This window comes from Mesorhizobium loti R88b (genome assembly GCF_013170845.1).
GTDB lineage: Bacteria > Pseudomonadota > Alphaproteobacteria > Rhizobiales > Rhizobiaceae > Mesorhizobium > Mesorhizobium loti_B.
Genome location: NZ_CP033367.1, coordinates 1,370,303 through 1,396,170 on the forward strand (window position 1 = coordinate 1,370,303; position 25,868 = coordinate 1,396,170).

Genomic DNA, 25,868 nt, shown 5'->3' on the forward strand with positions numbered 1-25,868 from the left:
GCGTCGCAGCAAATGACAAGTGCCATGCAAAAAAAGGCACCCCGCCCGGAAAAGGAGCCCTCCCAGATCCGCGTGCTTCGGCTTGCGGTCCACGGCTCAAACGGACAAGATTGCACCCTTGGGCCGTGGGGGAAGGGGCATGGACGCCACCGAAAGAGCAGCGCGCATCGTCCGAACGGTGATCGAGGCCCTGAAGCCGGGCTTTGCCGTCAGGCTGTGGACCGGGGAGCGGATCGGTCCCGCTGGCGGTCCGGTGCTTGCCATCAACGATCAGGACATCGTCTGGCAGCTGGCCCGCCGGCCGAATTTCTCGACGCTGCTCGAGATGTGGATTTCCAAGACGATCGACGTCGAGGACGGATCGCTGTTCGATCTCTACGCCTTGCCTTCGAAGGGAAAGCTGCGGTTGAAGGCATTGCCGAAGCTGGCGATCCTGCGCGACCTGCCCGCCGTGCTGTTCTCGCGACGACAGATGACGAAACGGGCCGATCTTGCCGGCCGCAATCCCTTCGTTAGCGGTTCCAACAAGCAGGCGATCGAACATCACTACGACATTTCGAACGCCTTCTACCGGCTCTTCCTCGATGAGCGCATGGTCTACACCTGCGCCTATTTCACCGATTTCGCCAACGGCATCGACCAGGCGCAGAAAGACAAGCTCGACCATATCTGCCGCAAGCTCAGGCTGAAGCCGGGCGACCGGCTGCTCGACATAGGCTGCGGCTGGGGCGCGATGCTGATCCATGCCGCCAAGCACTATGGCGCCATCGGCCATGGCGTCTCGCTGTCGGAGGAGCAGACCCTTCTGGCGCGCGAGCGCATCCGCGCCGAAGGGCTGGAGGACAAGATCACCATCGACATCAAATCCTACACCGAGCTCGACGGCAGCTATGACAAGATCTCGTCCATCGGCATGTTCGAGGCCGTTGGCCTCGCCAACCACGCCACCTATTTCTCGACCGTCCACCGGCTGCTGAAGCCGGGCGGCATCTATCTGCATCACGCCATCACCCGCCGTGGCAAGGGCGGCACGCGGAAGACGCTGCGCAAGGGCGCGGAATACAAGGCGCTGATCAAATACATCTTCCCCGGCGGCGAGGTCGACACGATCGGCATGACAACAGGCAATCTCGAGGCGCATGGCTTTCTCATCGCCGACGTCGAGAATCTGCGCGAACACTATGCCCGCACCTGCAGGCTGTGGGCGGAGCGCCTGCATGCGCGTTTCGACGAGGCCATCGCCGAGGTCGGCGAACCCAAGGCGCGGCTGTGGCTGCTTTACCTGACCGGCTGCTCGATCACCTTCGACCGCGGCTCGGCGCAGATTTTCCAGACCGTTGCCACCAAGCGCGCGCGGGGCCTAAGCGGCCTGCCGCCGACGCGCGCGGATTTGTATCGATAGCGAGGCAGGCTAGTGCCTCACTCTGCAATGCCGAGCGAAGCGAGATAGGCCGCCGAAGCGGGGATCTTCGACTTGTCCTTGATCTCGATGATGAGGCGCGGATTGCTTTCGAGCTTGGCAAGCGCGGCAAAGACCGAGCGCCATGGCAGCGTGCCTTCACCCAGGCTCCAATGGCGATCGGCATAGCCGTCGGCATCCTGCAAATGGACGTGACGCAGGCGGTTGCCGGCGGCATGCACATAGTAGTCCACCGGCGGAGCACCGGTCGAGCCATGGGCGTAATAGGCATGGCCGGTATCAATCGACACGGCGACCGCAGGCGACTTGAAACTATCCGCCAACGCCACGCGGATGTGCGGGTCCTTGTCCTCGATGTTTTCCAGGACCATTGTGCAGCCGATGTTCTCGGCCTGCCTGACGGCATCGCGCAGCGTCAGATGGCAATACTCGATGATCTTCTCCCGCTCGCCGGGATTGTTGTCGAGATTGTTATAGGACCAGGTCGTGTAAGGGCTGTGAACGACCATATGCGTTGCGCCGATGGCGGCGCAAACCTCGATACCCTGGACCAGGCGTTTGCTCACGACATCGCGAATATCGGGGTCCTGCGAGGCAATGGTGAAGCCCCAGAAAGGCCCGTGAATGCCGAGCCGCCCTTCATGTCCGTCGAGAAGCTTGTTGGCGCGGGTGGCGAGCGGTGCCCAGTCGCCATTGAGGACATCAGCGTCGGCGAAGCTCTGCAGTTCCAGGTCGCGCTGCTTTTCGAGAAGCCAGCCACGGTGGGTTTCGACGTCGGCCAGCGTCATGGCGGCGCCAAGAATGGGTAGGGAGGTCATCGGGACTCCGGTTGGTGAGATTTCAAGGTGTCGGGCAGCAAGACAGATCGCACCAGGTCTGTATGACGCCGTTTTCTGTCATGCGTATTACACGCTGCGCCAAGCTTGCAACGAGGTGCGCGGGGATCATGCCGCCACGCAGCCTGGTCTGAGAAGTAAGATCTAGACGAACCGCATCGGCGCGCCGATCTCAACGCTGGCCGGCCTGTCCACCGTGCAGTAAACGCCGAGATTATGCGCGTTGTGGCGGACCAGGTTGCGCAGGATGCCGGGATCGTGTTCGAAGCCGTCCTGGCTGATGATGGTGAAGCCGCAGCGGCGGCACGGTTCGGAGACGGTCACCAGCAGGTCGCCAATGGCGAGCTTGCGGCCGATCCATTCGGTCTCGGGAAACGAACCTTCGACCGCCGCCATGTCGACGACGATGTTGGGCCGGAAGCGGCGCGGATCGGGGACGCCTTCAGGGTGCAGCGCCTTCAAGCGTGCCAGCGATGCGGTGGTCAAGAGGTGGATCGGCGCCTTGGTATAGCGGGCCGCGGTGACCGGACCGGCATAGGTCGGCGGCGCATTATCCCGGCCGAACGGCCGGATCGAGGCGGCAAAACCGAGATAGGCCGAAACGGCGCTGTCGCATTCGGCGCCGGGTGCGCTCAGCCAGTCGCCATCGGGGACGGCGATCTCCAATTCCCGGTCGTTGGCCAGTCGGGTGCGGATGCGCGGCACCTTGTGCCATTTCACGTCGCGATCCGGCCGCGCGATCTCATTGTCCGAGACATCGACGAGGCCGAACAGGCGATCGCCTTCGATGCCCGCGTGTCCGACGAGGATGGCGTCCTGACGCTCTCCGGCAAGCGAACTTGCTGGATAGCGCCAGAGTTCGGTAACCGCCCCCACTGCAGCCATCAAACGGGTCAGCCCTTCTTGTTTTGCCGATTGGCGATGAGGTCATCGACGACGGCCGGATCGGCAAGCGTCGAGGTGTCGCCAAGGGCGGCAAAATCGTCCTCGGCGATCTTGCGCAGGATGCGGCGCATGATCTTGCCCGAGCGCGTCTTGGGCAGGCCGGGCGAGAACTGGATCTTGTCGGGCGAGGCGATGGCGCCGATCTCCTTGCGGACATGGGCGACGAGTTCCTTGCGCAGCTCCTCGGTCGGCTCCACGCCCTTCATCAAGGTGACGTAGCTGTAGATGCCCTGGCCCTTGATGTCGTGGGGATAGCCGACGACGGCGGCCTCCGAGACCTTGTCATGGCTGACGAGTGCGGATTCGACTTCCGCCGTGCCCATGCGGTGGCCGGAGACGTTGATGACGTCGTCGACGCGGCCGGTGATCCAATAGTAGCCGTCGGCGTCGCGCCGGCAGCCGTCACCGGTGAAGTACTTGCCCTTGTAGGTCGAAAAATAGGTCTGCACGAAGCGATCGTGATCGCCATAGACGGTGCGCATCTGGCCCGGCCAGGAATCGGTGATGCAGAGATTGCCGTCGGCGGCCCCTTCCAGCACCTTGCCCTCGCCGTCGACCAGCTGCGGCTTGACGCCAAAGAAGGGCCGCGTCGCCGAGCCGGCCTTGAGGTCGGTGGCGCCCGGCAGCGGCGTGATCAGGATGCCGCCGGTCTCGGTCTGCCACCAGGTGTCGACGATCGGCACCTTGCCGTTGCCGACGACGTTGAAGTACCACTCCCAGGCTTCTGGGTTGATCGGTTCGCCGACCGAACCCAGCACGCGCAGCGACTTGCGTGACGTCTTCGTCACGGGATCGTTGCCGGCGCCCATCAGCGCGCGCAGTGCGGTCGGCGCGGTGTAGAAGATGTTGACCTTGTGCTTGTCGATGACTTCCCAGAAACGCGACTGCGACGGATAGTTGGGCACGCCCTCGAAAATCAGCGTGGTGGCGCCGTTGGCGAGCGGGCCATAGACGATGTAGCTGTGGCCGGTGACCCAGCCGACATCGGCGGTGCACCAGTAGATATCGCCATCATGGTAGTCGAAGACATATTGGTGGGTCATCGAGGCATAGACGAGATAGCCGGCGGTGGTGTGCAGCACGCCCTTCGGCTTGCCGGTCGAGCCCGAAGTGTAGAGGATGAAAAGCGGATCCTCGGCCTTCATCTTCTCGGGCTTGCACTCAGGCTTAACCGTCGCGACCTCGTCGTGGTACCAGAGGTCGCGGCCAGGAGCCCAGCCGATCTTGCCGCCGGTGCGGCGCACGACGATGACGTTCTTGACCATCACATGCTGCCTGGCGGCGATGTCGATCGCCTTGTCGGTGTTTTCCTTCAGCGGGATCGGTTTGCCGCCGCGCAGGCCTTCATCCGATGTGATGACGAAGGTCGATTCGCAGTCGACGATGCGGCCGGCCAGCGCATCTGGCGAAAAGCCGCCGAAGACGATCGAATGGATAGCGCCGATGCGCGTGCAGGCCAGCATCGCGTAAGCCGCTTCCGGGATCATCGGCATGTAGATGGTGACGCGGTCACCCTTCTTGACGCCGTGCTTCTTCATCACATTGGCGAGCCGGCAGACATGCTCGTAAAGCTCGTTGTAGGTGATTTTCTTGTCGTCGTAGGGATTGTCGCCTTCCCAGATGATGGCGGTCTGGTTGCCGCGCTTCTTCAGGTGGCGGTCGATGCAGTTGTAGGAAACGTTGGTCAGCCCGTCCTCGAACCATTTGATCGAGACCTTGCCGTCGAAGGAGGTGTTCTTGACCTTGCTGAAGGGCTTGAACCAGTCGATGCGCTTGCCGTGCTTGCCCCAGAACTTGTCCGGATTCTTGATGCTGTCGGCATACCATTTGAGATAGGTGTCGTTGTCGATCAGCGCATTCTTCTTCCACGCCGGCTGGACGCGATGGACATGAACTTCGGACATTCCTGACTTTCCTCCCGAACCTGTACGCCGGCTTGAAACGCCGGCGGGATCACGGCGACGCAGCCGCGAATTCGGCGGCATTATTACCAGTTCCGCCGTGACGGCAACATTAGACGTTGGGTTTGCGTGGCGGGATGCCGCAGGGGCATCGCCAAGTGCTGTCAGCACTCGGCCTAGCTCGCTGCTAACTGTATGTTTTCGCGTCGAAAAGCCTGTTTCGATCAGGAAAAATCAATAGACAGTTAAGCAACGGCGCGCACAATCTGACGTTGGGAGGAAAGGAGACTCAACCTGGGGACCGCCATGCGCGACCATTCCGAAATGGACCTGATGCTCAAAGGCTATGGCCTGACCACGGCCAAGATTCTCTATCATTTTCCCGATCATCCGCACCTGCTGCAGAGCTTCATCTGGCAGGATTACGACCTGGCGCCGAAGTTTCCGGTACTGATCCGTTTCATCGAATTCTGGAAGGCCAAGCTCGACGGGCCGCTGCACTCGGTCAGCTACACGCACCAGAAGCTGATCGCGCCGAATGAATGGCGCAAGGTGGATGGCGAGTTCGTGCTGCACTGAACGCGGCCGCAGACGGTCTGTTTCCATTCTCGCGCGGCGACAGCAAGGCGGCTGTCGGCTATCTTCAACCGGCGGCGCGGCAAGGCAGAGTGCCCAAAGCGGCGTCCGCGATCGGGAGAACGGACATGACCGCTTTCGACTATGCCGCGCTGCTGCTTCGGGTCAGCGTCGGCGGCCTGTTTCTTGCCCATGCCTATCTGAAATACTTCGTCTTCACGCCAAAGGGCACGACCGACTATTTCCAGTCGCTCGGCGTACCCGGCTATTTCGGCTTGATCGCCATTGCCGCCGAAACGGCTGGCGGGCTTGGCCTGATCTCCGGCGTCGCCACGCGGCTGGCGGCCATCCTGCTCATTCCCCTGATGGCGGGCACGATCGTGCTCGTCCACGGCAAGAACGGGTTCTGGTTCACCAATGCGGGCGGTGGCTGGGAATATCCGGCGTTATGGATCGTCTGCCTGATCGTTATCGCCCTGATCGGCAGCGGCCAGGCGGCACTTTGGCCGATCTGGGGATAGGCTGTTTCCGGGCGCCCGGGTCGCGCGTCACGCGGCCCGGGCGAGGAGATGTCACACCGCTGGCGGGCTCAGCCGGGCAAAGCCTTCCTGGCGGCGATAGGGGAAATACGGGTAGGGCGCGGTGACTTCGCTTGCCGCGTCGAGCTTTTTCACCTGCTCCGGTGTCAGCGACCAGCCGACCGCACCGAGGTTCTGCCGCAGCTGCTCCTCATTACGGGCGCCGATGATCACGGAAGAAACAGTCGGGCGCTGCAACAGCCAGTTGATGGCGATCTGCGGCACGGTCTTGCCGGTTTCCTCGGCGACTGCGTCAAGCGCGTCCATCACCCGGTAGAGATGCTCGTCCGCGACCGGCGGCCCGAAATCTGCCGTGTCATGCAGCCGGCTCTTGTCCGGCAGCGGCTGGCCACGGCGGATCTTGCCGGTCAGCCGGCCCCAGCCGAGCGGGCTCCACACCAGCGCGCCAACGCCCTGGTCGAGGCCGAGCGGCATCAGTTCCCACTCGTAGTCGCGGCCAACTAGCGAGTAGTAGACCTGATGGGCAGCGTAGCGCGGGTAGCCGTGCTTGTCGGCTTCGGCCAGCGACTTCATCACCTGCCAGCCGGAAAAATTGGAGACGCCGACATAGCGCAGCTTGCCTGCGCGCACGAGATCGTCCAGCGTCGACAACACCTCCTCGATCGGCGTGCCGGCGTCGAAGGCGTGCAGCTGCAACAGGTCGATGTAATCGGTGCCGAGGCGCTTCAGGGCGGCGTCCACGGATTTGATCAGCCGCGAGCGGGAAGAACCGTAGTCGGCCGGCCCGTCGCCCATCGGCAGCGAGGTCTTGGTCGAGATCAGCACGGCGTCGCGGCGGCCCTTGATGGCTTCGCCGAGCACCTCTTCGGACGCGCCGTTCGAATAAACATCGGCCGTGTCGAACAGATTGACGCCAGCCTCCAGGCAGATGTCGATCAGCCGCCGTGCTTCCTTGGCGTCGCTGTTGCCCCAGGCGCCGAACAGCGGACCCGAGCCGCCGAAGGTACCGGCGCCGAAGGAGAGTGCGGGCACTTTCAGGCCCGATGCACCGAGACGTCGATAGTCCATTTTCTTACTCCTGGTGGTGTGAAAGGGAGGGTGTCGAAAGCAAACCGGTTTGCGGAAGGCGTCAGGACCGGACGGAGACAGGCGCGCCGAGCGCGTTGGTACGGTCCAGGCGTAGCGCCAGTCCCGCCACGCCGAGTGCCGCGACCGGCAGCAAGGCGGCGACCCAGGTGAGCGAACTCAGGCCAAGGCCATGGGCGATGACCGCGCCGCCAAGCCAGGCGCCGGCGGCGTTGCCGAGATTGAAGGCGGCGATGTTGAACGAGGAGGCGAGGCTCTGGCCGGCCCCTTGTGCCTTCTCCAGCACCCACATCTGCAGCGGCGCCACGGTGGCGAAGGCGGCGGCACCGAGCAGGCCGACATAGATGACGGCCATGATTTGGCTGTGGATGGCGAAGCTCATGGTTGCCAGCACCAGCGCCAGCACCACGAGGCTGCCGAGCACCGCCGGCACCAGCCAGCGGTCGGCAATCTTGCCGCCGGCGAGATTGCCGGCGATGAGGCCGCCGCCGAAGACGAGCAGGATCGGCGACACGGCCGTTTCCTTGAAGCCGCTTATCTCGGTCAGCAAGGGAGCGATGTAGGTGAAGACGGCAAAGACGCCGGCATAGCCGAGCACGGTGGTGGCAAGGCCGAGCAGGACCGGCGTGCGGCGCAGTACGGCGAGATCGGCGCGCAGGTCGCTCTTCTCGGGCGCTGCCTGGCTGCGCGGCACCAGGAGAAGGATGACGGCGAAGGCGGCAAGGCCGACCGCTGTCACCGCCCAGAAGGTGGCGCGCCAGCCGAAAGCCTGGCCGAGCCAGGTGCCGAAGGGCACGCCGAGTATGTTGGCGATGGTCAGGCCGGTGAACATCAGCGCAATCGCCGAAGCCTTCTTGTTGGGCGCGACCAGGCCGGTGGCGACCACCGAGCCTACGCCGAAGAAGGTGCCATGGGCGAAGGCGGTGATGATGCGCGCGCCCATCAGCGTCCAGTAATCAGGCGCCAGCGCACAGGCGAGATTGCCAACGGTGAAAATCGCCATCAGCGCCAGAAGCACCGTCTTGCGCGGCCAGTTGCCGGTGGCGATGGTGAGCAGCGGCGCGCCGATGACGACGCCCAGCGCATAGCCCGAAATGAGCTGGCCGGCGGCCGAGATCGAGACACCGAGATCCTTGCTGACATCGAGCAGCAGACCCATGATGACGAATTCGGTGACACCGATGCCGAAGGCACCGGCGGCGAGGGCGTAGAGAGCAAGAGGCATGGCGGTTTCCACTTCGGCGACGAAGAGCGCCTTGTCCAAACCCGCGCCCCGACCCCAGAGATCGTGTCGTCGTGCGCTGTGAACCAGACTTGCGCTGGGCACATTTTCTGTGAAATAGATTCACAGATGGCCAGATCCGACGTCAATCGTTCCGGCGAGATCGAAGTGTTTGTCCGCGTCGTCGAAGCGGGCAGCTTCTCGGCTGCGGCGCGTGCGTTGCGCATGACGCCGTCGGCGGTCAGTAAGCTGATCGCGCGACTGGAGGCGCGGCTCGGCGCGCGGCTGGTCAACCGCTCGACGCGCAAGCTGCAGCTGACGCCGGAAGGGTCGGCTTTCTATGACAGCGGGCTGCGCATCCTGGCCGACATGGCGGCGGCCGAGCGCGAGGCGGCTGCGGGCGCAGCACCGCGCGGGCGGCTGCGCGTCAACACCTATGTGCCGTTCGGGGTGCACCGGCTGATCCCGCTTTTGCCGCGCTTCCTCGAACGCTACCCCGAGATTTCGATCGAACTGGTGCTGACCGACAGCATCATAGACCTGATGGCGGAACGCGCCGATGTCGCCATCCGGGCCGGGCCGCTCGGCGAATCACGGCTCGTGGCGCGCAAGCTCGGTCAGAGCCCTATCGTGGTCGTTGCGGCTCCGTCTTATCTCAAGACGCGTGGCACACCGCTGAGACCGGCCGCTCTCGACAGCCACAACCGCCTGGGCTTCGGCTTCGTGCGGCATGTCGACGGCTGGTCGTTTGTCGACGCGGCTGGCAACCCCCTCATGGTGCCGATCATCGGCAACACGCTGGTCAGTGACGGTGAGGCAATGCGGCTGATGACGCTGGCCGGAGCCGGTATTTCCCGGCTGGCGCGCTGGCACGTTGCGGCCGATATCGCCGCCGGGCGGCTGGTGCCGCTGCTGGAGGATTTCAACCCGGGCGACGAGGAGGCCACCCACGCCGTCTATGTCGGGCAGGGCCGGCATCTGCCGGCGCGGGTGCGCGCCTTTCTCGATTTCCTGGCCGAGACCGTGCGGCTCTGACGAAGCACGGACCGCGCCTCCGGCATGCGGAGCGACCAACGCGCCATCCAGCCCAAGGTCGGTTCGACAACCCGGCGGGGGCAGGATATGAAATCCCATCCGTCATAGCAGGCGCCTCGCACCCAGGCACCTCGAGCGTTGACGATTCAGGAGGCGTGAATTGGTCCGCTTGTCCTTTGTCGTGGCTTCGCTGGTTGCCATCGCGATAGGGTTACATGCCCCAACGATCTCCGAGGCGGCCGCGGTCTCGAAAGCAGCCGTGCCTGCTGCAAGCGCTCAACAGGATGACGTAAAACAGCTCCTTTCCGTGGTGCTGGCGGAAACCGAGGATTTCTGGGGCGCTACCTTCAAAGCGGATGGATCGACCTATGAGGAGCCCAAGCTGGTGCTGTTCACCGGCCTCATCGCTACCGCATGCGGTCCTGTTTCAGGGACATTGTACTGTGCGGCAGACCACAAGATTTATATCGATCCGGCGTTCCCCGAGCTTCAACAGATCGGCTTGACCGGCGATTTCGCCAAGGCGTTGATGGTGGCCCGAGAGGTTGGGCATCATGTGCAGACCATCTCGGCCGTTCCGCACGCTGATGTCACCGACGGTGACCTCGAAGCCGCCATCATCCGATCGGAACAGGTTGAGCTCCAGGCCGATTGTTTTGCCGGCCTGTGGAGCCGCTATGTCTGGGACAAGGGGTTGCTTGAAGACACCGATCTGACGGAGGCCAGGCAACTGCTTCGATCTCTCGGAGACGATCAGGCCGCCAATGCCTCCAAAGATTCGACGGCAACGCGGTACGGAACCTCAGAACAGAGGATCCGCTGGTATGATCGGGGCCTTGCCGGAAAAGCGATCGCGGACTGCAACACCTCAGACAATCCGCTTTGATGCCGGGCCTATCCATCGCCCTGTCGGGCACCATATTGGCCGATGGACTTCAATGCTGTTCTGATCTTTTCAACGACGGTGCCGATGTCCGACCGACCGGAGGTGTATTCGCCATCCGGGTCGTAATATGCGTCTCGCAGCCGCTCCAAGCGCGCAATGACGGCGGCTCCGTAGTCATGCGCCGTACCAGCGACGGCGACCTTTTCGAATTCGCCTTGCGCGGCACTAACCGCACCGACGCAGACTTTCCAATCGTAAGGGCTGGCGGAAGCCGCGGCTTGGCGATCAGCAATGATCGCGACGATCCTGTCTCGAAAATCCTCGGCGGATGGTGCCATCATCGCCCCTGACATCCCGGTATGCTGCTCGGATGATGACGATGCTAGCCACGAAACCGTGTCCGGTACAAGGCGACCTTGCGGCCCTGATGAAGCGCAAAAAGCCGCGCGCCCGGAGGGACGCGCGGCTGTCCGAAAATCGCGTCGCGTTGGGACGGATCAGGCCTTCGGCGTGAACGGCGCCGGGCGCCGGCCGGCACTTTGACGCTCAAGCATCCAGCCGGGATATTCGGCCGGCAGTGCGCTCACCTCGTCGAGACGGACGAGATCCTCGGTGTCGAGCTTCAGTTGGGTCGCGGCAAGGTTCTGTTCGAGTTGATCCATGCGGCTGGCGCCGATAATCACGCTCATCACGAAAGGCTTGGCCAGGACATAACCGAGCGCCACGGTGGCAACGCTAACATCATGCTTCTTGGCGATCTCGCGCATGACGGCGACAGCCGCCCAGGCGCGATCCTCGTTGACCGGCGGAAAGTTGAATGACGCGCGGCGGCCCTCGCCATTGCCGGGCGCGCCGGGACCGTATTTGCCGGAGAGCAAGCCGCCGGCCATTGGCGACCACACCATCAGGCCGAGTTTCTCCTCGTTGATGAGCGGCACGATCTCGCGCTCGAGATCGCGGCCGGCGATCGAATAATAGGACTGGATGGTCTCGAAGCGGGCAAAGCCCTTGCGGTCGGCGATACCGAGCGCCTTGGCGACGCGCCACGCCGCCCAGTTGGAGACGCCGACGTAACGGACCTTGCCGCTGGCGACAAGATCGTCGAGCGCCCGCAGCGTCTCGTCGATCGGTGTCACCGTGTCGGTGCCGTGCAGCTGATAGAGGTCGATATGGTCGAGCTGCAGCCGTTCGAGGCTGGCATCGACCGAATCCATGATGTGGCCGCGCGAGGAGCCGCGCTGGTTCGGGCCATCGCCCATGGCGCCATGGACCTTGGTGGCGATGACCACGCTGGACCTGGCAACGCCGAGATCCCGGAGCGACTGGCCGAGCAGTTTTTCAGATTCACCAAACGAGTAAACGTCCGCCGTATCGAAGAAATTGACGCCGGCGGCGATCGAGCGGCCGACGATCTCGTTGACGCCCTTCTGGTCGAGGCTGGCGATCAGGCCCCATTGGGCATTCTGCCCGGCGGCGCCGAAGGTCATGGTGCCGAGGCACAGTTCGGAGACGAACATCCCCGTATTTCCAAGCTGGTTGTAACGCATGGCGAAGGCTCCAGAAAAATTTGTGATGGCACAAAACATATAGGAACGGTACGTTTCGTTTCCAGTGGTGGTGCAATGAACCTTTCAGCCTGGACCATCCTCGGTCGACCGTCACTACCCCTGCATTTACGATGGCAGTGTCAGAATTCAGAGATCGATGCCTCGGATCATCGTGTTTGAGCGGCGATTGACCTCCTCGGCGAAGTCGTCATCCCACTCGGGACCGGAAAGAAGATAGTCCGCAAGCGAGGGTTTTGCACCGACCAGCGGTTCATAGTCCTCAACAGCCAGCACGACGGCAGCTGGCTTTCCGCGCACGATGGTTCCCGCCCCTTTTTCTCGCAACTGCGTCAACAGCTTCGAGAGATTGTTCTTTGCGCTCTGAATATCCCAGTTCATGAGGAGTGCTCGCTGAATAGCTTGGCAAGCATATACCAGACGCTACAGAGAGCCTACCGGCTGCCAAAGATCGCCGAGCCGACCCGGACGCTGGTGGCGCCGAAGGCGATTGCCGTCTCATAGTCGCCGGACATGCCCATCGAGAGCTTTTCGACTCCAGCCTCGCGCCCAAGCTTTTCCAGCAGAGCAAAATGCGGGCCGGGGTTTTCGTCCGCCGGGGGGATGCACATCAGGCCTTCGATGGCGAGGCCGTGGACATCGCGGCACCGGGCAACGAAAGCGACCGCCTCGCGCGGCTCGATCCCCGCCTTCTGCGGTTCTGAGCCGGTGTTGACCTGGACGTAGAGTTTTGGGGCGCGGCCTTGCCGGGCAATCTCCTTGGCGAGTTCGGCGGCGATCTTCTCGCGATCGACGGTCTCGATGACATCGAACAATGCCACCGCTTCCTTGGCTTTATTGGACTGCAAAGGGCCAATCAGATGCAACTCGATGTCGGGAAAAGCCTGCTTCAGATCAGGCCATTTGCCTTGCGCCTCCTGCACGCGGTTTTCGCCGAAGACGCGCTGGCCGGCCTCGATGACCGGCTGGATCTCGGTGGCGTCAAAGGTCTTGGAAACCGCCACCAGCGCCACCGCGCCGGCCTCGCGGCGGGCTTCCTGCTCGGCGGCGGCGATCTTCGCCATGACCGCGAAAAACTGCTGAACGGTGTCACCCATATGCAAATCCCGCTGTTTTGACCCGCGTTTTTAGTCGCCGCGATGCCCATATGGTTGACGGGTTTGCCAAACCATGGTGAACACCCGGACCACATTCCCTGAACTGCCGAGCTGTCGCCCGCGGTTCGCGCCTGCTTTTAAGTGAAAAACGTCCCATGGCAACCGAACGATACAATCCGCGCGCGTCAGAGCCCAAATGGCAGAAGGCCTGGGCCGAGAAGAAGCTGTTCGAAGCGCACAATGACGATCCGAAGCCGAAATACTACGTCTTGGAAATGTTCCCCTATCCGTCGGGGAAGATCCATATCGGCCACACCCGCAACTATACGATGGGCGACGTGGTGGCGCGCTACAAGCGGGCCAAGGGGTTCAACGTGCTGCATCCGATGGGCTGGGACGCCTTCGGCATGCCGGCCGAAAACGCGGCGATGCAGAACAAGGTCCACCCCAAGGAATGGACCTACCAGAACATCGCCACAATGCGCGAGCAGCTCAAGGTGATGGGCCTGTCGCTGGACTGGGCGCGCGAATTCGCCACCTGCGACGTCGACTACTACCACCGCCAGCAGATGCTGTTCCTCGATTTCGTCGAGAAGGGGCTGGTGACGCGCAAATCCTCCAAGGTCAATTGGGACCCGGAGGACATGACCGTGCTCGCCAACGAGCAGGTCATCGACGGGCGCGGCTGGCGCTCGGGCGCGCTGGTCGAACAGCGCGAACTGACGCAGTGGTTTTTCAAGATCACCGACTTTGCCCAGGACCTGCTGGATTCGCTCGACGGCCTCGACGAGTGGCCCGAAAAAGTGAAGCTGATGCAGCAGAACTGGATCGGCCGTTCCGAAGGTTTGCTGATCCGCTGGCCCCTGGCCTCGGACATTGCCGTCGAACATGAGCTGGAAGTCTACACGACGCGACCCGATACCATTTTCGGCGCCTCCTTCATGGCGATCGCCGCCGACCATCCGCTGGCCAAAAAGGCGGCGGAGACCAATCCGGCGCTGGCCAAGTTCATCGAGGAAGTCCGCCATATGGGCACTTCGGTGGCAGCACTGGAGACGGCCGAGAAGAAGGGTTTCGACACCGGCATCCGTGTCGTCCATCCGTTCGATGACTCGTGGACGCTGCCTGTCTATGTCGCCAATTTCGTTTTGATGGAATACGGCACCGGCGCTATCTTCGGTTGCCCGGCGCATGACCAGCGCGATCTCGACTTCGCCAACAAATACGGCCTGACGGTGGTGCCGGTGGTGATGCCGGAGGGCGAGAATCAGGCGACCTTCCAGATCATCGACGTGGCGTATGGCGACGATGGCGCGATGATCAACTCGCGTTTCCTCGATGGCATGAAGCCGAGCCAGGCGTTCGACGAAGTCGCAAAACTGCTGGAGCAAAAGACGATCGGCAACCGGCCGATGGCCGAGCGCAAGGTGAATTTCCGCCTGCGCGACTGGGGCATTTCGCGCCAGCGCTACTGGGGCTGCCCGATCCCGATGATCCATTGCGAGCATTGCGGCGTGGTGCCGGTGCCGAAGGCCGACCTGCCAGTCAAGCTGCCCGACGATGTCGATTTCGACCGGCCGGGCAACCCGCTCGACCGTCATCCGACCTGGCGACATGTGCAGTGCCCGCAATGCGGCAGGGATGCGCGCCGCGAGACCGATACGATGGATACGTTCGTCGATTCGTCCTGGTATTTCGCCCGCTTCACCGCGCCTCATGCGCATGAGCCGACCGATCCCAAGGCGGCCAATGAGTGGCTGCCGGTCGACCAGTATATTGGCGGCATCGAGCATGCGATCCTGCACCTGCTCTATTCGCGCTTCTTCACCCGTGCCATGCGCGAGACCGGCCATGTCGACCTGGCCGAGCCGTTCAAGGGCCTGTTCACGCAAGGCATGGTGGTGCACGAAACCTATCGTGTCGGATCGGCATCGAATGGTCGCTGGCTGGCACCCACCGAGGTGCGGCTGGAAGGCGTCGACGGTGAACGCCGCGCCTTCGACATCGCCACGGGCGAAGACGTGACGATCGGGCCGCTCGAAAAGATGTCGAAGTCCAAGAAGAACACGGTGAGCCCGGAAGACATTACCGACGGCTACGGCGCGGACACGGCGCGCTGGTTCATGCTGTCGGATTCGCCGCCCGAGCGCGATGTCGAATGGACCGACGATGGTGCTGCCGGCGCGCATCGCTTCATGCAGCGCATCTGGCGGCTGGCGTCGACAGCGGCCGAGGCACTGGCAGGCGTCAAGCCCGCCGCAGCCGACGCTGGTGAGGCGGGCGCGGTCTCCAAGGCCACTCACAAGATCCTGAAGGCGGTCGGCGAGGACATCGAGAAACTCGGCTTCAACCGCGCCATTGCACGTATATACGAACTGACCAATGTGCTGACCGCGCCGCTCAACGAAGTGGCGGAGGGCAAGGCCGATTCGGCACTGCAGGGCGCCTGCCGGCAGGCGGTGGAGATCCTGGTGCATCTGGTCGCACCTGTCATGCCGCATCTGGCCGAAGAGTGCTGGGAAGCGCTCGGCGGCACCGATCTGGTCGCCGAACGGCCATGGCCGGTCTTCGATCCGGCGCTGGTCGTCGACAATGAAGTGACCTATCCGGTGCAGGTCAACGGCAAGAAGCGAGGGGATTTGACAATTGCCCGCGACGCGGACCAAGGTGCGGTCGAAAAAGCGGTATTGGCTCTCGACTTCGTGCAGAAAGCACTTGAAGGTAAGGCTCCGCGCAAGGTGATCATCGTGCCGCAGAGGATCGTCAATGTCGTTGCCTGATCGGGAAAAGACAGAGCGGAGCCAGTTGCTGCGCCGCATCGCGGTTGCCGGGCTCGTCGGCTCGCTGGCGCTGGTTTCGGCCTGCACGGTGCGGCCGCTCTATTCCAACGCGCCGCTGTCGCCCGGCTCGAACGCTACAGCCAATTCCGAACTGGCGTCGATCGCCATCAAGCCGGTCAAGACGCGCTATGCCCAGCAGGTGCGCAACAATCTGATCTTCGGCTTAGGGCGCGGCGCCGGCGAACCGGCTTCGCCGCTCTATTCGCTTGATCTCACCGTGACCGAAGCCGTTGAATCCTCGGCCCTCGTGCAAATCCAGACCGATGAAGACGAGCCGACCGCAGGTTCAGTGACGTTGACCGCCAGCTATACGCTGACCGATGCGAAAACCGGCGCCGTCGTCACGGTCGGCAAGCGCGCGATCAGCTCTTCCTTCGACAGGCCGCGGCAGGAATTTGCCTCGTATCGGGCGCAGATCGATGCCGAGAACCGCGCCGCGCGCGAACTGGCCGAGGCCCTGCAGCTGTCCATCGCCCAGGATCTGGTCCGGCACGGCAAGACGGCTGGCTAAAGCAGCTCACGTTTCACGGTAACGCCATCTTGATCCTGGTGCTCGGCCCGCTTTGCGCTGGCCGAGATTTTTTCTTTTTGGCCCTGTGCTTGTCGATGAACGGATGATCGTGGGATGACGATCAACGGCTCGAATCCGGCTCGTGCGCCATCGCTGCGAAAGGCAGATTTCGTTCGCTCCAACGTGCTGACGGGAAGCAACTGTTAACCACTCGCTCCCTATTGCTCAGCAGACGTTTCAGAGTGAGTCTTGAGAATGGAATCCAAGCGTTTTCCTCGGGTCAATTTGTTGAAGCCAGCTTCGCCCGATGACCCCGATGGAAAGCGTTATGACGGCACTGGCGGCAAGGCGGATGGCCAGCGTGCCGGCGTAGCCAAGGCCGCCAATTCGCCACCACCCGTCGATCTCGGCGGCAATGAAAGCCCGGCCTGGCAGGACTATTTCTTCCTGGCGCCCAATGTGCGGTTCACGCGCACGCCAGATTACGAAGCCAGCACGCATCATCCTCGGCGCGACCAGATTGCGGTCGGGGAAAACGAGCCGCCGGCGCCGCAAACGATCGCAAAATCTGCAGTGGCGTCGCACGCCGCCTCGCCAGCGCCGGCGAGCAGCCGGAATCCTGCTTTGGATGCTGCCCGACCCGGCAACAAAGCCCCGAACCATGAAAGGCAGCCTGCCGTGCCATCCGGTCCAGCCGGGAATACCGGTGAAAAGGCGCGGCCGCTGGCGGGTCCGAGGACAGCTGTGACGGCGCGTGCATCGGTAGAGACTACCCAGACAATGGCAGCGCCGGTCAAGGCACCCGGCCGCGAAACCGTGCGCTGGCCCTATCTGTCGGACCACGTCTTTTTCGAAGTCATGGCGCCCTACATGATCGAAGCTCCGTCACCGGCGCCGCGCGCGGTTCCGATTGCCCGTGCAGCCGCGCCTGATGTCGCCCCGCGGGTCGACGTCCGCGCCGCGCCCACGGCCGATCCCACCGCGCTGTTCCGTGTCATCGAGTGCCGTCCGGGCCTGCAAGCTCCGCCCGCCCAGCCGGACGTTCGTCCGGCGAACTCAAACGAAGCCGTGGGTCAGCCGGCGGCGAGCAGCGTGCCGCGCCGAGCCCGGGCGGCGGTCGCAATTCCGGCCGTTGCCAGCAACGCTGTTGTGGCGCAGGCCGTGGAGGGGAACGCGCAGGCTCCGGCCCTGCGCACATCTTCGCCGCTGCCCAAGGTCGGCAAGATCGTGCCGGCCACGACTGGCGAGGCGTATGAACTTCCCTCGGAAGAGCTGCTGCAGCAGCCGCCGGAAGGACAAGGCTTCTATATGTCGCAGGAGCGGCTCGAGCAGAATGCCGATCTTCTGGAAAGCGTGCTCGAAGATTTCGGCGTGCGCGGCGAAATCATCCATGTTCGCCCCGGCCCGGTCGTCACGCTTTATGAGTTCGAGCCGGCGCCGGGCGTCAAATCGTCACGCGTCATCGGTCTCGCAGACGATATCGCCCGCTCCATGTCGGCGGTTTCTGCACGCGTCGCTGTCGTACCCGGCCGCAACGTCATCGGCATCGAGCTGCCCAACGAAACCCGCGAAACCGTTTATTTCCGCGAGCTGATCGAATCGCAGGGTTTCCGCAACACCAGCTGCAAGCTGGCGCTTTGCCTCGGCAAGACGATCGGCGGCGAACCGGTCATTGCCGAACTGGCGAAGATGCCGCATCTGCTCGTTGCCGGCACCACCGGCTCCGGCAAGTCGGTTGCCATCAACACGATGATCCTGTCGCTGCTCTACCGGTTGAAGCCGGAAGAATGCCGGCTGATCATGGTCGATCCCAAGATGCTCGAACTTTCCGTCTATGACGGTATCCCGCATCTTCTGACCCCCGTCGTCACGGATCCCAAGAAGGCGGTCACCGCGCTCAAATGGGCGGTGCGCGAGATGGAGGACCGTTACCGCAAGATGGCGCGGCTCGGTGTGCGCAACATCGACGGCTACAATGAGCGCGCCGCCGCCGCCCGCGACAAGGGCGAGACGGTCGTCATGACGGTGCAGGCCGGCTTCGAAAAAGGCACCGGCGAGCCATTGTTCGAGCAACAGGAAATCGATCTGGCGCCAATGCCCTACATCGTCGTCATCGTCGACGAGATGGCCGACCTGATGATGGTCGCCGGCAAGGAGATCGAAGGCGCCATCCAGCGCCTGGCGCAGATGGCGCGCGCCGCCGGTATCCATCTCATCATGGCAACGCAACGCCCCTCCGTCGATGTCATCACCGGCACGATCAAGGCCAACTTCCCGACCCGGATTTCCTTCCAGGTGACCTCCAAGATCGACAGCCGCACGATCCTGGGCGAGCAGGGTGCCGAACAGCTGCTCGGTCAGGGCGACATGCTGCACATGATGGGTGGCGGGCGCATTTCGCGGGTGCACGGCCCCTTTGTCTCCGACGCGGAGGTCGAGCATGTCGTGGCGCATCTGAAGGCGCAGGGCCGCCCGGAATATCTGGAGACCGTGACTGCCGACGAGGATGAAGAGGAGGTCGACGACGATCAGGGCGCGGTCTTCGACAAGGGATCGGTGGCGGCCGAAGACAATGATTCCACTTATGACGAGGCGGTCAAGGTGGTGGTTCGCGACAAGAAGTGCTCGACGTCCTACATCCAGCGCCGCCTCGGCATCGGCTACAACCGAGCGGCTTCCCTGGTGGAACGCATGGAAAAGGAAGGTCTGGTCGGCGCGCCCAACCATGTCGGCAAGCGCGAGATCATCATGGGCCGGCGCCCACAGGCAGCCCTGCCTGACGATGACGGCGCGGATTGACGGACAGGCTCTCTGTCATCCGCACTGCATAAAAAAGGCCGGTTAACCCGGCCTTTTTCGTTTGAAGCCGTGCGACCTCAGCCGATCTTCTGGCCGGTTTTTGCCCAATCGGCGGCGAACTGGTCCAGGCCCTTGTCCGTCAGCGGGTGCTTGACCAGCGCCTTCAGCGTCGCCGGCGGTGCGGTCACGACGTCGGCGCCGATGAGGGCCGCCTGCTTGACATGGTTCACCGTGCGCACCGAAGCGACGAGGATCTCGGTCTGGTAATCGTAATTGTCGTAGATCTGCCGGATCTCCTGGATCAGCTCCATGCCGTCCGAACCGGTGTCATCGACGCGGCCAACGAAGGGCGAGATGAACGAGGCGCCGGCCTTGGCGGCGAGCAGCGCCTGGTTGGCCGAGAAGCACAGCGTGACGTTGACCATGCGATTCATCTGGGTGCGGATCGTCTTGCAGGCCCTCAGGCCGTCCAGCGTCAGCGGCACCTTGATGCAGACATTGGGCGCGATCTTGGCCAGCACCTCGGCCTCCACCATCATGTCCTTGTACTCGCTCGCCACGACTTCGGCCGAAACCGGACCTTCGACGATATCGCAGATCTGCTTGGTGACTTCGGCGATCTTGCCACCGGATTTCAGGATGAGCGACGGATTGGTGGTGACGCCGTCGAGCAGGCCCAGATCGTGCAGCTCACGGATGTCCTTGATATCGGCGGTGTCGACAAAAAATTTCATGACGGGTCTCCTGACGATTTCGTCGTGCTTGGGGAAGGCACGTTCAGCGTTGCTCTTTGATCTAGACCAAAGTCGGGGCAAGGTCACGCCTCATGATCGAAGATTCGCCCTTTGTCGCGGCCGCACCGGTGCTGGTGCCGATGCCGGCCGAACGCCCCTACACCTATGCAGTGCCGGCCGGCATGCGTGTGGTGCCGGGGTCGATCGTGCGCGTGCCGCTTGGGCCGCGCCAGGTCGCCGGCATCGTCTGGGATGGCGCGGTCGAGACCGTCGACGCGAAAAAGCTGCGCCCGATCGCACAGGTCTTCGACTGCCCGCCGATAGACCGGGCCATGCGCCGCTTCGTCGACTGGGTGGCGCAATACACGCTTTCGGCGCCGGGCATGGTGGCGCGAATGCTGCTCAGGGCGCCTGAGGCTTTCGATCCGGAACCCTGGATAGAGGGCTTGCAGCGCACCCTCATCATTCCGGACCGGATGACGGATGCGCGGGCGCGTGTGCTGGAGACGGCTGAGGGTGGCCTTGCCTGGACGCGGTCGGGTCTCGCGCACGCCGCCGGCGTGTCGTCGACGGTGATCGAAGGGCTCAGGGCGCAAGGCGTGTTCGAGACGGTGATGATCCCGCCGCGCCCGGTGGTGGCAGCGCCTGACTCCAGCTACGCCATACCGGACCTGATGCCGGACCAGAGCGACGCCGCATTGATGCTGCGCGCCAATGTCGCGGCCGGCGTGTTCAATGTTGCATTGCTCGACGGGGTCACCGGGTCCGGCAAGACGGAAGTCTATTTCGAGGCGGTGGCGGCGGCACTCGATCAGGGCAAGCAGGTGTTGATTCTTTTGCCGGAAATCGCGCTGACCCACGCTTTTCTGGAGCGTTTCCAGCAGCGCTTCGGCGCCAAGCCCGGCGAATGGCATTCCGACCTGCCGCCCCGGATGCGCGAAAAAGTCTGGCGGCAAGTGGCGGAAGGCAGCGTGCGTGTCGTTGCCGGTGCGCGCTCGGCGCTGTTCCTGCCATTCAAGGAGCTTGGCCTGATCGTCGTCGATGAGGAGCACGACCCCGCCTACAAGCAAGAAGACCGCGTCTTCTACAATGCGCGCGACATGGCGGTGGTGCGCGGCCATATCGGAGGCTTCCCTGTCGTGCTGGCCTCGGCGACGCCGTCGGTCGAGAGCCGGGTCAATGCGAGCCAGGGCAAATACAACAGAGCCGTTCTCACTGCCCGTTTCGCGGAGGCAGCACTGCCGCAGCTGAGGTCGATCGACATGCGGCGCGCGCCGCCGGCGCGCGGCGGCTTCCTGTCGCCGGTGCTGATCGACCATATGCGGAAGACACTGGAACGGAAGGAACAGTCGCTGCTGTTCCTCAACCGGCGCGGCTATGCGCCGCTGACGCTGTGCCGCATCTGCGGCCATCGCTTCGGCTGTCCGGTCTGCTCGGCCTGGCTGGTCGAGCACCGCTTTCGCGGCCAACTGGTCTGCCATCATTGCGGGCACAATGAGCGCCGCCCCGAAGCCTGCCCTGAATGCGGCACGCTCGATCATCTGGTCGCGTGTGGCCCGGGCGTCGAGCGCATCGCCGAGGAGGTCGTCACGCATTTCCCAGATGCGCGCACCATCGTCTTGTCATCCGACCTGATGGGCGGCGTGCGGCGGCTGCGGCTGGAACTGGAGGCGATCGCCGATGGCGAGGCCGACATCGTCATTGGCACGCAGCTCGTCGCCAAGGGTCACAACTTCCCCAACATGACCCTGGTCGGCGTCGTCGACGCCGATCTTGGTCTCGCCAATGGCGATCCGCGCGCCGCCGAGCGCACCTTCCAGCTGCTCAGCCAGGTGACCGGCCGCGCCGGCCGCACTGGCAAGAAGAGCCTTGGCCTGCTGCAGACCTTCCAGCCCGACCATCCGGTGATGCGGGCGATCGTCTCCGGCGATGCCGAGGCTTTCTACGAGCGCGAGATCGCCGAGCGTGAACGGGCAGCCTTGCCGCCCTTTGGTCGGCTGGCCGGTGTCATTGTCAGCGCGGTGACGCGCGCCGAAGCGGAGGGTCATGCCCGCGGCCTGCGCCGCGCCGCGCCTGAGGCGTCAGATTTGTTCGTGCTCGGGCCGGCGGAAGCGCCGCTATCCTTGCTCGGCGGCCGCCACCGCTTCCGCCTGCTGATCCAGGGCGAACGGCGCGCCGACATGCAAGGGTTTATCCGCGCCATGCTGGCCAATGGGCCGAAGCAGCGCGGCTCGGTCCGAGTGCAGGTCGATATCGATCCGCAGAGCTTTTTGTGAGGTCGCGCTTTCCGCGTTACGCTGCCTGCAACGAAAAACGGAAGATCACATGAAAACCCTTGGCCTTCTCGGCGGCATGAGTTGGGAATCGACAGCCATCTACTATCGCCTGCTCAACGAGATCGTGCGCGAGCGCCTCGGCGGGCTGCATTCGGCGAAGTTGCTGCTCTGGTCGTTCGACTTCGCCGAGATCGCCGAGCGGCAGCATCATGGCGACTGGGATGGTGCAGGCGCGCTTCTGGTCGAGGCCGCGCGCAAGCTTGAGGCGGGTGGTGCTGAGGGGCTGCTTTTGTGCACCAACACCATGCACAAGCTGGCCGACCAGGTGCAGACGTCCGTCTCCATCCCGCTGATCCACATCGCCGACGCCACCGCGGTTGCGGTCAAGCGTGCCGGCATGCAGCGCCCGGCGCTGCTGGCGACGACGTTCACCATGGAGCAGGATTTCTACAAGGGCCGGCTGGCCGAGAAATACGGCCTGTCACCCGTGGTGCCCGATGCTGCTGGTCGCGACATGGTGCATCGCGTCATCTATGACGAGCTCTGCCAGGGCATCGTTACCGACGCTTCGAAGGCTGCCTACATCGCCGAGGCTGAGCGCCTGCGCCGCGAAGAGGCCGCCGACAGCATCATCATGGGCTGTACCGAAATCACCATGCTGATCGGCCAGCGCGATTTCGACATCCCAGTGTTCGACACGACACGCATCCATGCCGAAGCAGCGGTCGAATTCGCGCTCGGTTGATGCGCTGATCCTAAAGTGCCTAGAGCCATCTGGCGTGGCTTTTTTCCTTAGCTAGAATGCCTGGAATTCAAAAAAGGCATTTCGAGGGGACAAGATGGATTTTGCGCTTCCATGGCCGACGAGCCAGGGCGAATGGCTGGCATGGTCGAGCGCGGTGGCCACCGTGCTGCTCGGGCTTCTGTTTTTCCTGGCGCCGGGCCTTGCCTTCCGCATCCTGCGCCTGCAGGCCAGACCGGACAAGGCGGCGGCAATCGCCGAGGGGCGCGGCCGGATGTCGGGCTTCTATCTTGGTGTCGGCCTGTGCTGCATCCTGCTCGCGCAGCCGCTGGTTTACATGGCGCTCGGCTTCTCCTGGCTGTTCACCGCCTTCGGCCGGCTGCTGTCGATGATGTCGGATGGCGCCAACACACCTTTCAATTGGGTTTCCATTGTGGTGGAATTGGCTTTGGCGGCATTGCCGCTCGCCTTTGCCTTCGGCTTTGTCCCATGAATCCAAGGGTATTGCGGGGGCGAAGACGCGAGTCTTTTGCCGGATGCGACAATAGTGCCTGAAAACCATGCGGAACGACGCATTGCGGTCTTAAAATGCCTGTGCTAGACGGCAATCGACTTTCGGCCGGGGATAGCGGAAGCCGCGTCTCCGTGCTTGAAAAAATGCAGTAAGGTCAAAGATTTAGCCAGAGTTATTGCTCGCGCCAACAATCTGCGGCCTGTCAGACAAGAGAAAAGACGGTCCGTGGCCCAATCGTCATCGCCAATCTCAGGTGTCGCAGAACGCTATGCAGGTTCGTTGTTCGAACTGGCATCGCAGGCAAATTCGGTGGCCAAGGTCGAAGCCGACCTGACCAGTTTCGAGGCAATGCTCGCCGGCAGCGCTGACCTGGCCCGGCTGATCAACAGTCCGGTGTTCTCCAGCGAGGACCAGGCCAAGGCTATCGCCGCGATCGCCGACAAGGCCGGGATCACCGGTCTCGCCGGCAATTTCCTGCGCGTCGTCGCCCAGAACCGGCGCTTGTTCGCCATTCCCGGCATGATCAAGGCGTTTCGCCAGATCGCGGCCGAAGCCCGGGGCGAGACCGCTGCCGAGGTGACGTCGGCCCACGAGCTGACCGCCGCCCAGCAGACTGAACTCAAGGCGGCGCTGAAAAGCGTTGCCGGCAAGGACGTGTCCATCTCCGTCACCGTCGATCCGTCGCTGCTCGGCGGGCTGGTGGTCAAGATGGGCTCGCGCCAGATCGATACGTCGCTCAAAACCAAACTCAATTCGCTCAAGCTTGCACTGAAAGAGGTCGGCTGATGGACATCCGCGCCGCGGAAATTTCCGCAATTCTGAAAGACCAGATCAAGAATTTCGGCAAGGAGGCCGAGGTCTCCGAAGTCGGACAGGTGCTGTCCGTCGGTGACGGTATCGCCCGCGTCTATGGCCTCGACAATGTCCAGGCCGGCGAAATGGTCGAATTCCCCGGCGGCATCCGCGGCATGGCGCTCAACCTCGAGGCCGACAATGTCGGCGTCGTCATCTTCGGCGCCGACCGCGACATCAAGGAAGGCGACATCGTCAAGCGCACCGGCGCCATCGTCGACGTTCCGGTCGGTCCGGGCCTGCTCGGCCGCGTCGTCGACGCGCTCGGCAACCCGATCGACGGCAAAGGTCCGATCAAGGCAGTCGAGCGCAAGCGCGTCGACGTCAAGGCGCCCGGCATCATTCCGCGCAAATCGGTGAACGAGCCGATGTCGACCGGCCTCAAGGCCATCGATGCGCTGATCCCGGTCGGCCGCGGCCAGCGCGAGCTGGTCATCGGCGATCGTCAGACCGGCAAGACCGCCATCATCCTCGACACGATGCTCAACCAGAAGTCGGTGCACGACAACGGCCCCGAGAAGGAAAAGCTGTACTGCGTCTACGTCGCCGTCGGCCAGAAGCGCTCGACCGTCGCGCAGTTCGTCAAGGTGCTGGAAGAGCGCGGCGCGCTCGAATATTCGATCATCGTCGCCGCTACCGCTTCCGATCCTGCGCCGATGCAGTTCCTGGCGCCGTTCGCCGGCGCCACCATGGGCGAGTATTTCCGCGACAACGGCATGCACGCGCTGATCAGCTATGACGATCTGTCGAAGCAGGCCGTCGCCTATCGCCAGATGTCGCTGCTGCTGCGCCGCCCGCCGGGCCGCGAAGCCTATCCTGGCGACGTCTTCTATCTGCACTCGCGCCTGCTGGAGCGCGCCGCCAAGCTTAACGACGAACTGGGCGGCGGATCGCTGACCGCTCTGCCGATCATCGAAACGCAGGCCAACGACGTGTCGGCCTATATCCCGACCAACGTGATCTCGATCACCGACGGCCAGATCTTCCTCGAGACCAATTTGTTCTTCCAGGGCATTCGTCCCGCGGTGAACGTCGGCCTCTCGGTCAGCCGCGTCGGCTCGGCCGCGCAGATCAAGGCGATGAAGCAGGTTGCCGGCTCGATCAAGGGCGAGCTCGCGCAGTACCGCGAAATGGCAGCCTTCGCGCAGTTCGGCTCCGATCTCGACGCCGCCACGCAGCGCCTGCTCAACCGCGGATCGCGCCTGACCGAACTCCTGAAGCAGCCGCAGTTCTCGCCGCTGAAGACTGAAGAGCAGGTCGCGGTGATCTTCGCCGGCGTCAATGGCTATCTCGACAAGCTGCCGGTCAACCAGGTCGGCAAGTTCGAGCAGGGCCTGCTCAGCCACATGCGTGCGGCGGGCAAGGACGTTCTCGATGCCATCCGCAAGGAAAAGGCGCTGTCGGACGATCTGCGCGCCAAGCTGAAGGCCGAGATCGACGCTTTCGCCAAGACCTTCGCCTGAGCGAAGCGCAAGACGGGATCAGGTTTGAA

The 25,868-nt window shown here is 63.3% G+C and carries 23 protein-coding genes; 13 read left to right on the top strand and 10 right to left on the bottom strand.

All coding sequences use genetic code 11. The features are described from left to right. The first annotated feature begins 139 nt into the window (after positions 1-139). Complete coding sequence (locus tag EB235_RS06645) at positions 140-1,402, top strand: SAM-dependent methyltransferase (RefSeq protein WP_027031745.1); 1,263 nt, start codon at positions 140-142, stop codon at positions 1,400-1,402. A 17-nt stretch (positions 1,403-1,419) separates the two neighbouring features. Here EB235_RS06645 and EB235_RS06650 read toward each other — a convergent pair whose 3' ends face one another. From EB235_RS06650 to acs, 3 genes are all read right to left on the bottom strand, one after another. After that, positions 1,420-2,238 (bottom strand): sugar phosphate isomerase/epimerase family protein, encoded by an 819-nt coding sequence (locus EB235_RS06650; RefSeq protein ID WP_027031744.1) that lies wholly within the window; start codon positions 2,236-2,238, stop codon positions 1,420-1,422. 162 nt (positions 2,239-2,400) lie between these two features. Then, positions 2,401-3,141 (bottom strand): MOSC domain-containing protein, encoded by a 741-nt coding sequence (locus EB235_RS06655; RefSeq protein WP_027031743.1) that lies wholly within the window; start codon positions 3,139-3,141, stop codon positions 2,401-2,403. An 8-nt stretch (positions 3,142-3,149) separates the two neighbouring features. Beyond that, entirely contained in the window at positions 3,150-5,105 is a 1,956-nt protein-coding gene (gene acs / locus EB235_RS06660) for an acetate--CoA ligase (RefSeq protein ID WP_027031742.1), read from the bottom strand. A gap of 303 nt (positions 5,106-5,408) precedes the next feature. On the opposite strand from acs, the gene EB235_RS06665 reads away from it, so the two are divergent. Together EB235_RS06665 and EB235_RS06670 are read left to right on the top strand one after the other, a co-directional pair. After that, a complete protein-coding gene (locus EB235_RS06665; protein WP_027031741.1) occupies positions 5,409-5,681 on the top strand; it encodes an usg protein in 273 nt (90 codons plus the stop codon). Positions 5,682-5,806: 125 nt separating this feature from the next. Next, positions 5,807-6,199 carry a DoxX family protein gene (locus tag EB235_RS06670; protein WP_032925637.1) on the top strand — a complete coding sequence of 131 codons (393 nt, stop codon included), beginning with the start codon at positions 5,807-5,809 and terminating at the stop codon, positions 6,197-6,199. A gap of 51 nt (positions 6,200-6,250) precedes the next feature. On the opposite strand, the gene EB235_RS06675 is transcribed toward EB235_RS06670, so the two are convergent. Continuing rightward, the gene (locus EB235_RS06675) at positions 6,251-7,285 is read right to left on the bottom strand and encodes an aldo/keto reductase (protein ID WP_027031739.1); all 1,035 of its coding nucleotides are present in this window, start codon (positions 7,283-7,285) and stop codon (positions 6,251-6,253) included. Positions 7,286-7,346: 61 nt separating this feature from the next. Next, entirely contained in the window at positions 7,347-8,528 is a 1,182-nt protein-coding gene (locus EB235_RS06680; RefSeq protein ID WP_027031738.1) for an MFS transporter, read from the bottom strand. Positions 8,529-8,654: 126 nt separating this feature from the next. Between EB235_RS06680 and EB235_RS06685 the strand changes: the two genes are divergently transcribed. Both EB235_RS06685 and EB235_RS06690 read left to right on the top strand, forming a co-directional pair. Continuing rightward, entirely contained in the window at positions 8,655-9,560 is a 906-nt protein-coding gene (locus EB235_RS06685; protein WP_027031737.1) for a LysR family transcriptional regulator, read from the top strand. Positions 9,561-9,720: 160 nt separating this feature from the next. Further along, positions 9,721-10,446: a neutral zinc metallopeptidase gene (locus EB235_RS06690; RefSeq protein WP_080680857.1), complete on the top strand. Its 726-nt coding sequence runs from the start codon at positions 9,721-9,723 to the stop codon at positions 10,444-10,446. Positions 10,447-10,454: 8 nt separating this feature from the next. On the opposite strand, the gene EB235_RS06695 is transcribed toward EB235_RS06690, so the two are convergent. From EB235_RS06695 to EB235_RS06710, 4 genes are all read right to left on the bottom strand, one after another. Then, complete coding sequence (locus EB235_RS06695; RefSeq protein ID WP_027031736.1) at positions 10,455-10,787, bottom strand: hypothetical protein; 333 nt, start codon at positions 10,785-10,787, stop codon at positions 10,455-10,457. A 156-nt stretch (positions 10,788-10,943) separates the two neighbouring features. Continuing rightward, positions 10,944-11,993: an aldo/keto reductase gene (locus tag EB235_RS06700; RefSeq protein ID WP_027031735.1), complete on the bottom strand. Its 1,050-nt coding sequence runs from the start codon at positions 11,991-11,993 to the stop codon at positions 10,944-10,946. Between the two features lie 147 nt (positions 11,994-12,140). After that, the gene (locus EB235_RS06705) at positions 12,141-12,392 is read right to left on the bottom strand and encodes a type II toxin-antitoxin system Phd/YefM family antitoxin (protein WP_027031734.1); all 252 of its coding nucleotides are present in this window, start codon (positions 12,390-12,392) and stop codon (positions 12,141-12,143) included. A 53-nt stretch (positions 12,393-12,445) separates the two neighbouring features. Beyond that, positions 12,446-13,108, bottom strand: coding sequence for a YggS family pyridoxal phosphate-dependent enzyme (locus tag EB235_RS06710; RefSeq protein ID WP_027031733.1), 663 nt, complete (start codon positions 13,106-13,108; stop codon positions 12,446-12,448). Between the two features lie 155 nt (positions 13,109-13,263). Here EB235_RS06710 and leuS point away from each other — a divergent pair, with 155 nt between their 5' ends. From leuS to EB235_RS06725, 3 genes are all read left to right on the top strand, one after another. Further along, entirely contained in the window at positions 13,264-15,888 is a 2,625-nt protein-coding gene (gene leuS, locus EB235_RS06715) for a leucine--tRNA ligase (RefSeq protein WP_027031732.1), read from the top strand. Beyond that, the gene (gene lptE / locus EB235_RS06720) at positions 15,875-16,459 is read left to right on the top strand and encodes an LPS assembly lipoprotein LptE (protein ID WP_027031731.1); all 585 of its coding nucleotides are present in this window, start codon (positions 15,875-15,877) and stop codon (positions 16,457-16,459) included. The genes leuS and lptE overlap by 14 nt, the downstream gene beginning before the upstream one ends. A 255-nt stretch (positions 16,460-16,714) precedes the next feature. After that, entirely contained in the window at positions 16,715-19,258 is a 2,544-nt protein-coding gene (locus tag EB235_RS06725) for a DNA translocase FtsK (protein WP_027031730.1), read from the top strand. A 77-nt stretch (positions 19,259-19,335) separates the two neighbouring features. Here the strand turns inward: EB235_RS06725 and fsa are convergent, their stop codons facing one another. Then, complete coding sequence (gene fsa, locus EB235_RS06730) at positions 19,336-19,992, bottom strand: fructose-6-phosphate aldolase (protein WP_027031729.1); 657 nt, start codon at positions 19,990-19,992, stop codon at positions 19,336-19,338. 92 nt (positions 19,993-20,084) lie between these two features. On the opposite strand from fsa, the gene EB235_RS06735 reads away from it, so the two are divergent. The 5 genes from EB235_RS06735 (at position 20,085) to atpA (ending at position 25,839) form a co-directional block, all read left to right on the top strand. Continuing rightward, complete coding sequence (locus EB235_RS06735; protein ID WP_027031728.1) at positions 20,085-22,268, top strand: primosomal protein N'; 2,184 nt, start codon at positions 20,085-20,087, stop codon at positions 22,266-22,268. Between the two features lie 49 nt (positions 22,269-22,317). Then, positions 22,318-23,013 carry an aspartate/glutamate racemase family protein gene (locus EB235_RS06740; protein WP_027031727.1) on the top strand — a complete coding sequence of 232 codons (696 nt, stop codon included), beginning with the start codon at positions 22,318-22,320 and terminating at the stop codon, positions 23,011-23,013. Positions 23,014-23,107: 94 nt separating this feature from the next. Next, the gene (locus EB235_RS06745; protein WP_027031726.1) at positions 23,108-23,503 is read left to right on the top strand and encodes a DUF4345 family protein; all 396 of its coding nucleotides are present in this window, start codon (positions 23,108-23,110) and stop codon (positions 23,501-23,503) included. 246 nt (positions 23,504-23,749) lie between these two features. Continuing rightward, complete coding sequence (locus EB235_RS06750; protein ID WP_027031725.1) at positions 23,750-24,310, top strand: F0F1 ATP synthase subunit delta; 561 nt, start codon at positions 23,750-23,752, stop codon at positions 24,308-24,310. Continuing rightward, entirely contained in the window at positions 24,310-25,839 is a 1,530-nt protein-coding gene (gene atpA, locus EB235_RS06755; RefSeq protein ID WP_027031724.1) for a F0F1 ATP synthase subunit alpha, read from the top strand. The genes EB235_RS06750 and atpA overlap by 1 nt, the downstream gene beginning before the upstream one ends. Positions 25,840-25,868 lie beyond the last annotated feature (29 nt).

Coding starts and splice junctions, on each gene's coding strand:
- fsa (WP_027031729.1), bottom strand. CDS start 19,992: ATGAAATTTTTTGTCGACACCGCCGATATCAAGGACATCCGTGAGCTG.
- EB235_RS06740 (WP_027031727.1), top strand. CDS start 22,318: ATGAAAACCCTTGGCCTTCTCGGCGGCATGAGTTGGGAATCGACAGCC.
- lptE (WP_027031731.1), top strand. CDS start 15,875: ATGTCGTTGCCTGATCGGGAAAAGACAGAGCGGAGCCAGTTGCTGCGC.
- EB235_RS06665 (WP_027031741.1), top strand. CDS start 5,409: ATGCGCGACCATTCCGAAATGGACCTGATGCTCAAAGGCTATGGCCTG.
- EB235_RS06710 (WP_027031733.1), bottom strand. CDS start 13,108: ATGGGTGACACCGTTCAGCAGTTTTTCGCGGTCATGGCGAAGATCGCC.
- acs (WP_027031742.1), bottom strand. CDS start 5,105: ATGTCCGAAGTTCATGTCCATCGCGTCCAGCCGGCGTGGAAGAAGAAT.
- EB235_RS06645 (WP_027031745.1), top strand. CDS start 140: ATGGACGCCACCGAAAGAGCAGCGCGCATCGTCCGAACGGTGATCGAG.
- EB235_RS06700 (WP_027031735.1), bottom strand. CDS start 11,993: ATGCGTTACAACCAGCTTGGAAATACGGGGATGTTCGTCTCCGAACTG.
- leuS (WP_027031732.1), top strand. CDS start 13,264: ATGGCAACCGAACGATACAATCCGCGCGCGTCAGAGCCCAAATGGCAG.
- EB235_RS06670 (WP_032925637.1), top strand. CDS start 5,807: ATGACCGCTTTCGACTATGCCGCGCTGCTGCTTCGGGTCAGCGTCGGC.
- EB235_RS06735 (WP_027031728.1), top strand. CDS start 20,085: ATGATCGAAGATTCGCCCTTTGTCGCGGCCGCACCGGTGCTGGTGCCG.
- EB235_RS06745 (WP_027031726.1), top strand. CDS start 23,108: ATGGATTTTGCGCTTCCATGGCCGACGAGCCAGGGCGAATGGCTGGCA.
- EB235_RS06685 (WP_027031737.1), top strand. CDS start 8,655: ATGGCCAGATCCGACGTCAATCGTTCCGGCGAGATCGAAGTGTTTGTC.
- EB235_RS06705 (WP_027031734.1), bottom strand. CDS start 12,392: ATGAACTGGGATATTCAGAGCGCAAAGAACAATCTCTCGAAGCTGTTG.
- EB235_RS06695 (WP_027031736.1), bottom strand. CDS start 10,787: ATGATGGCACCATCCGCCGAGGATTTTCGAGACAGGATCGTCGCGATC.
- EB235_RS06675 (WP_027031739.1), bottom strand. CDS start 7,285: ATGGACTATCGACGTCTCGGTGCATCGGGCCTGAAAGTGCCCGCACTC.
- EB235_RS06655 (WP_027031743.1), bottom strand. CDS start 3,141: ATGGCTGCAGTGGGGGCGGTTACCGAACTCTGGCGCTATCCAGCAAGT.
- EB235_RS06725 (WP_027031730.1), top strand. CDS start 16,715: ATGGAATCCAAGCGTTTTCCTCGGGTCAATTTGTTGAAGCCAGCTTCG.
- EB235_RS06680 (WP_027031738.1), bottom strand. CDS start 8,528: ATGCCTCTTGCTCTCTACGCCCTCGCCGCCGGTGCCTTCGGCATCGGT.
- EB235_RS06650 (WP_027031744.1), bottom strand. CDS start 2,238: ATGACCTCCCTACCCATTCTTGGCGCCGCCATGACGCTGGCCGACGTC.
- atpA (WP_027031724.1), top strand. CDS start 24,310: ATGGACATCCGCGCCGCGGAAATTTCCGCAATTCTGAAAGACCAGATC.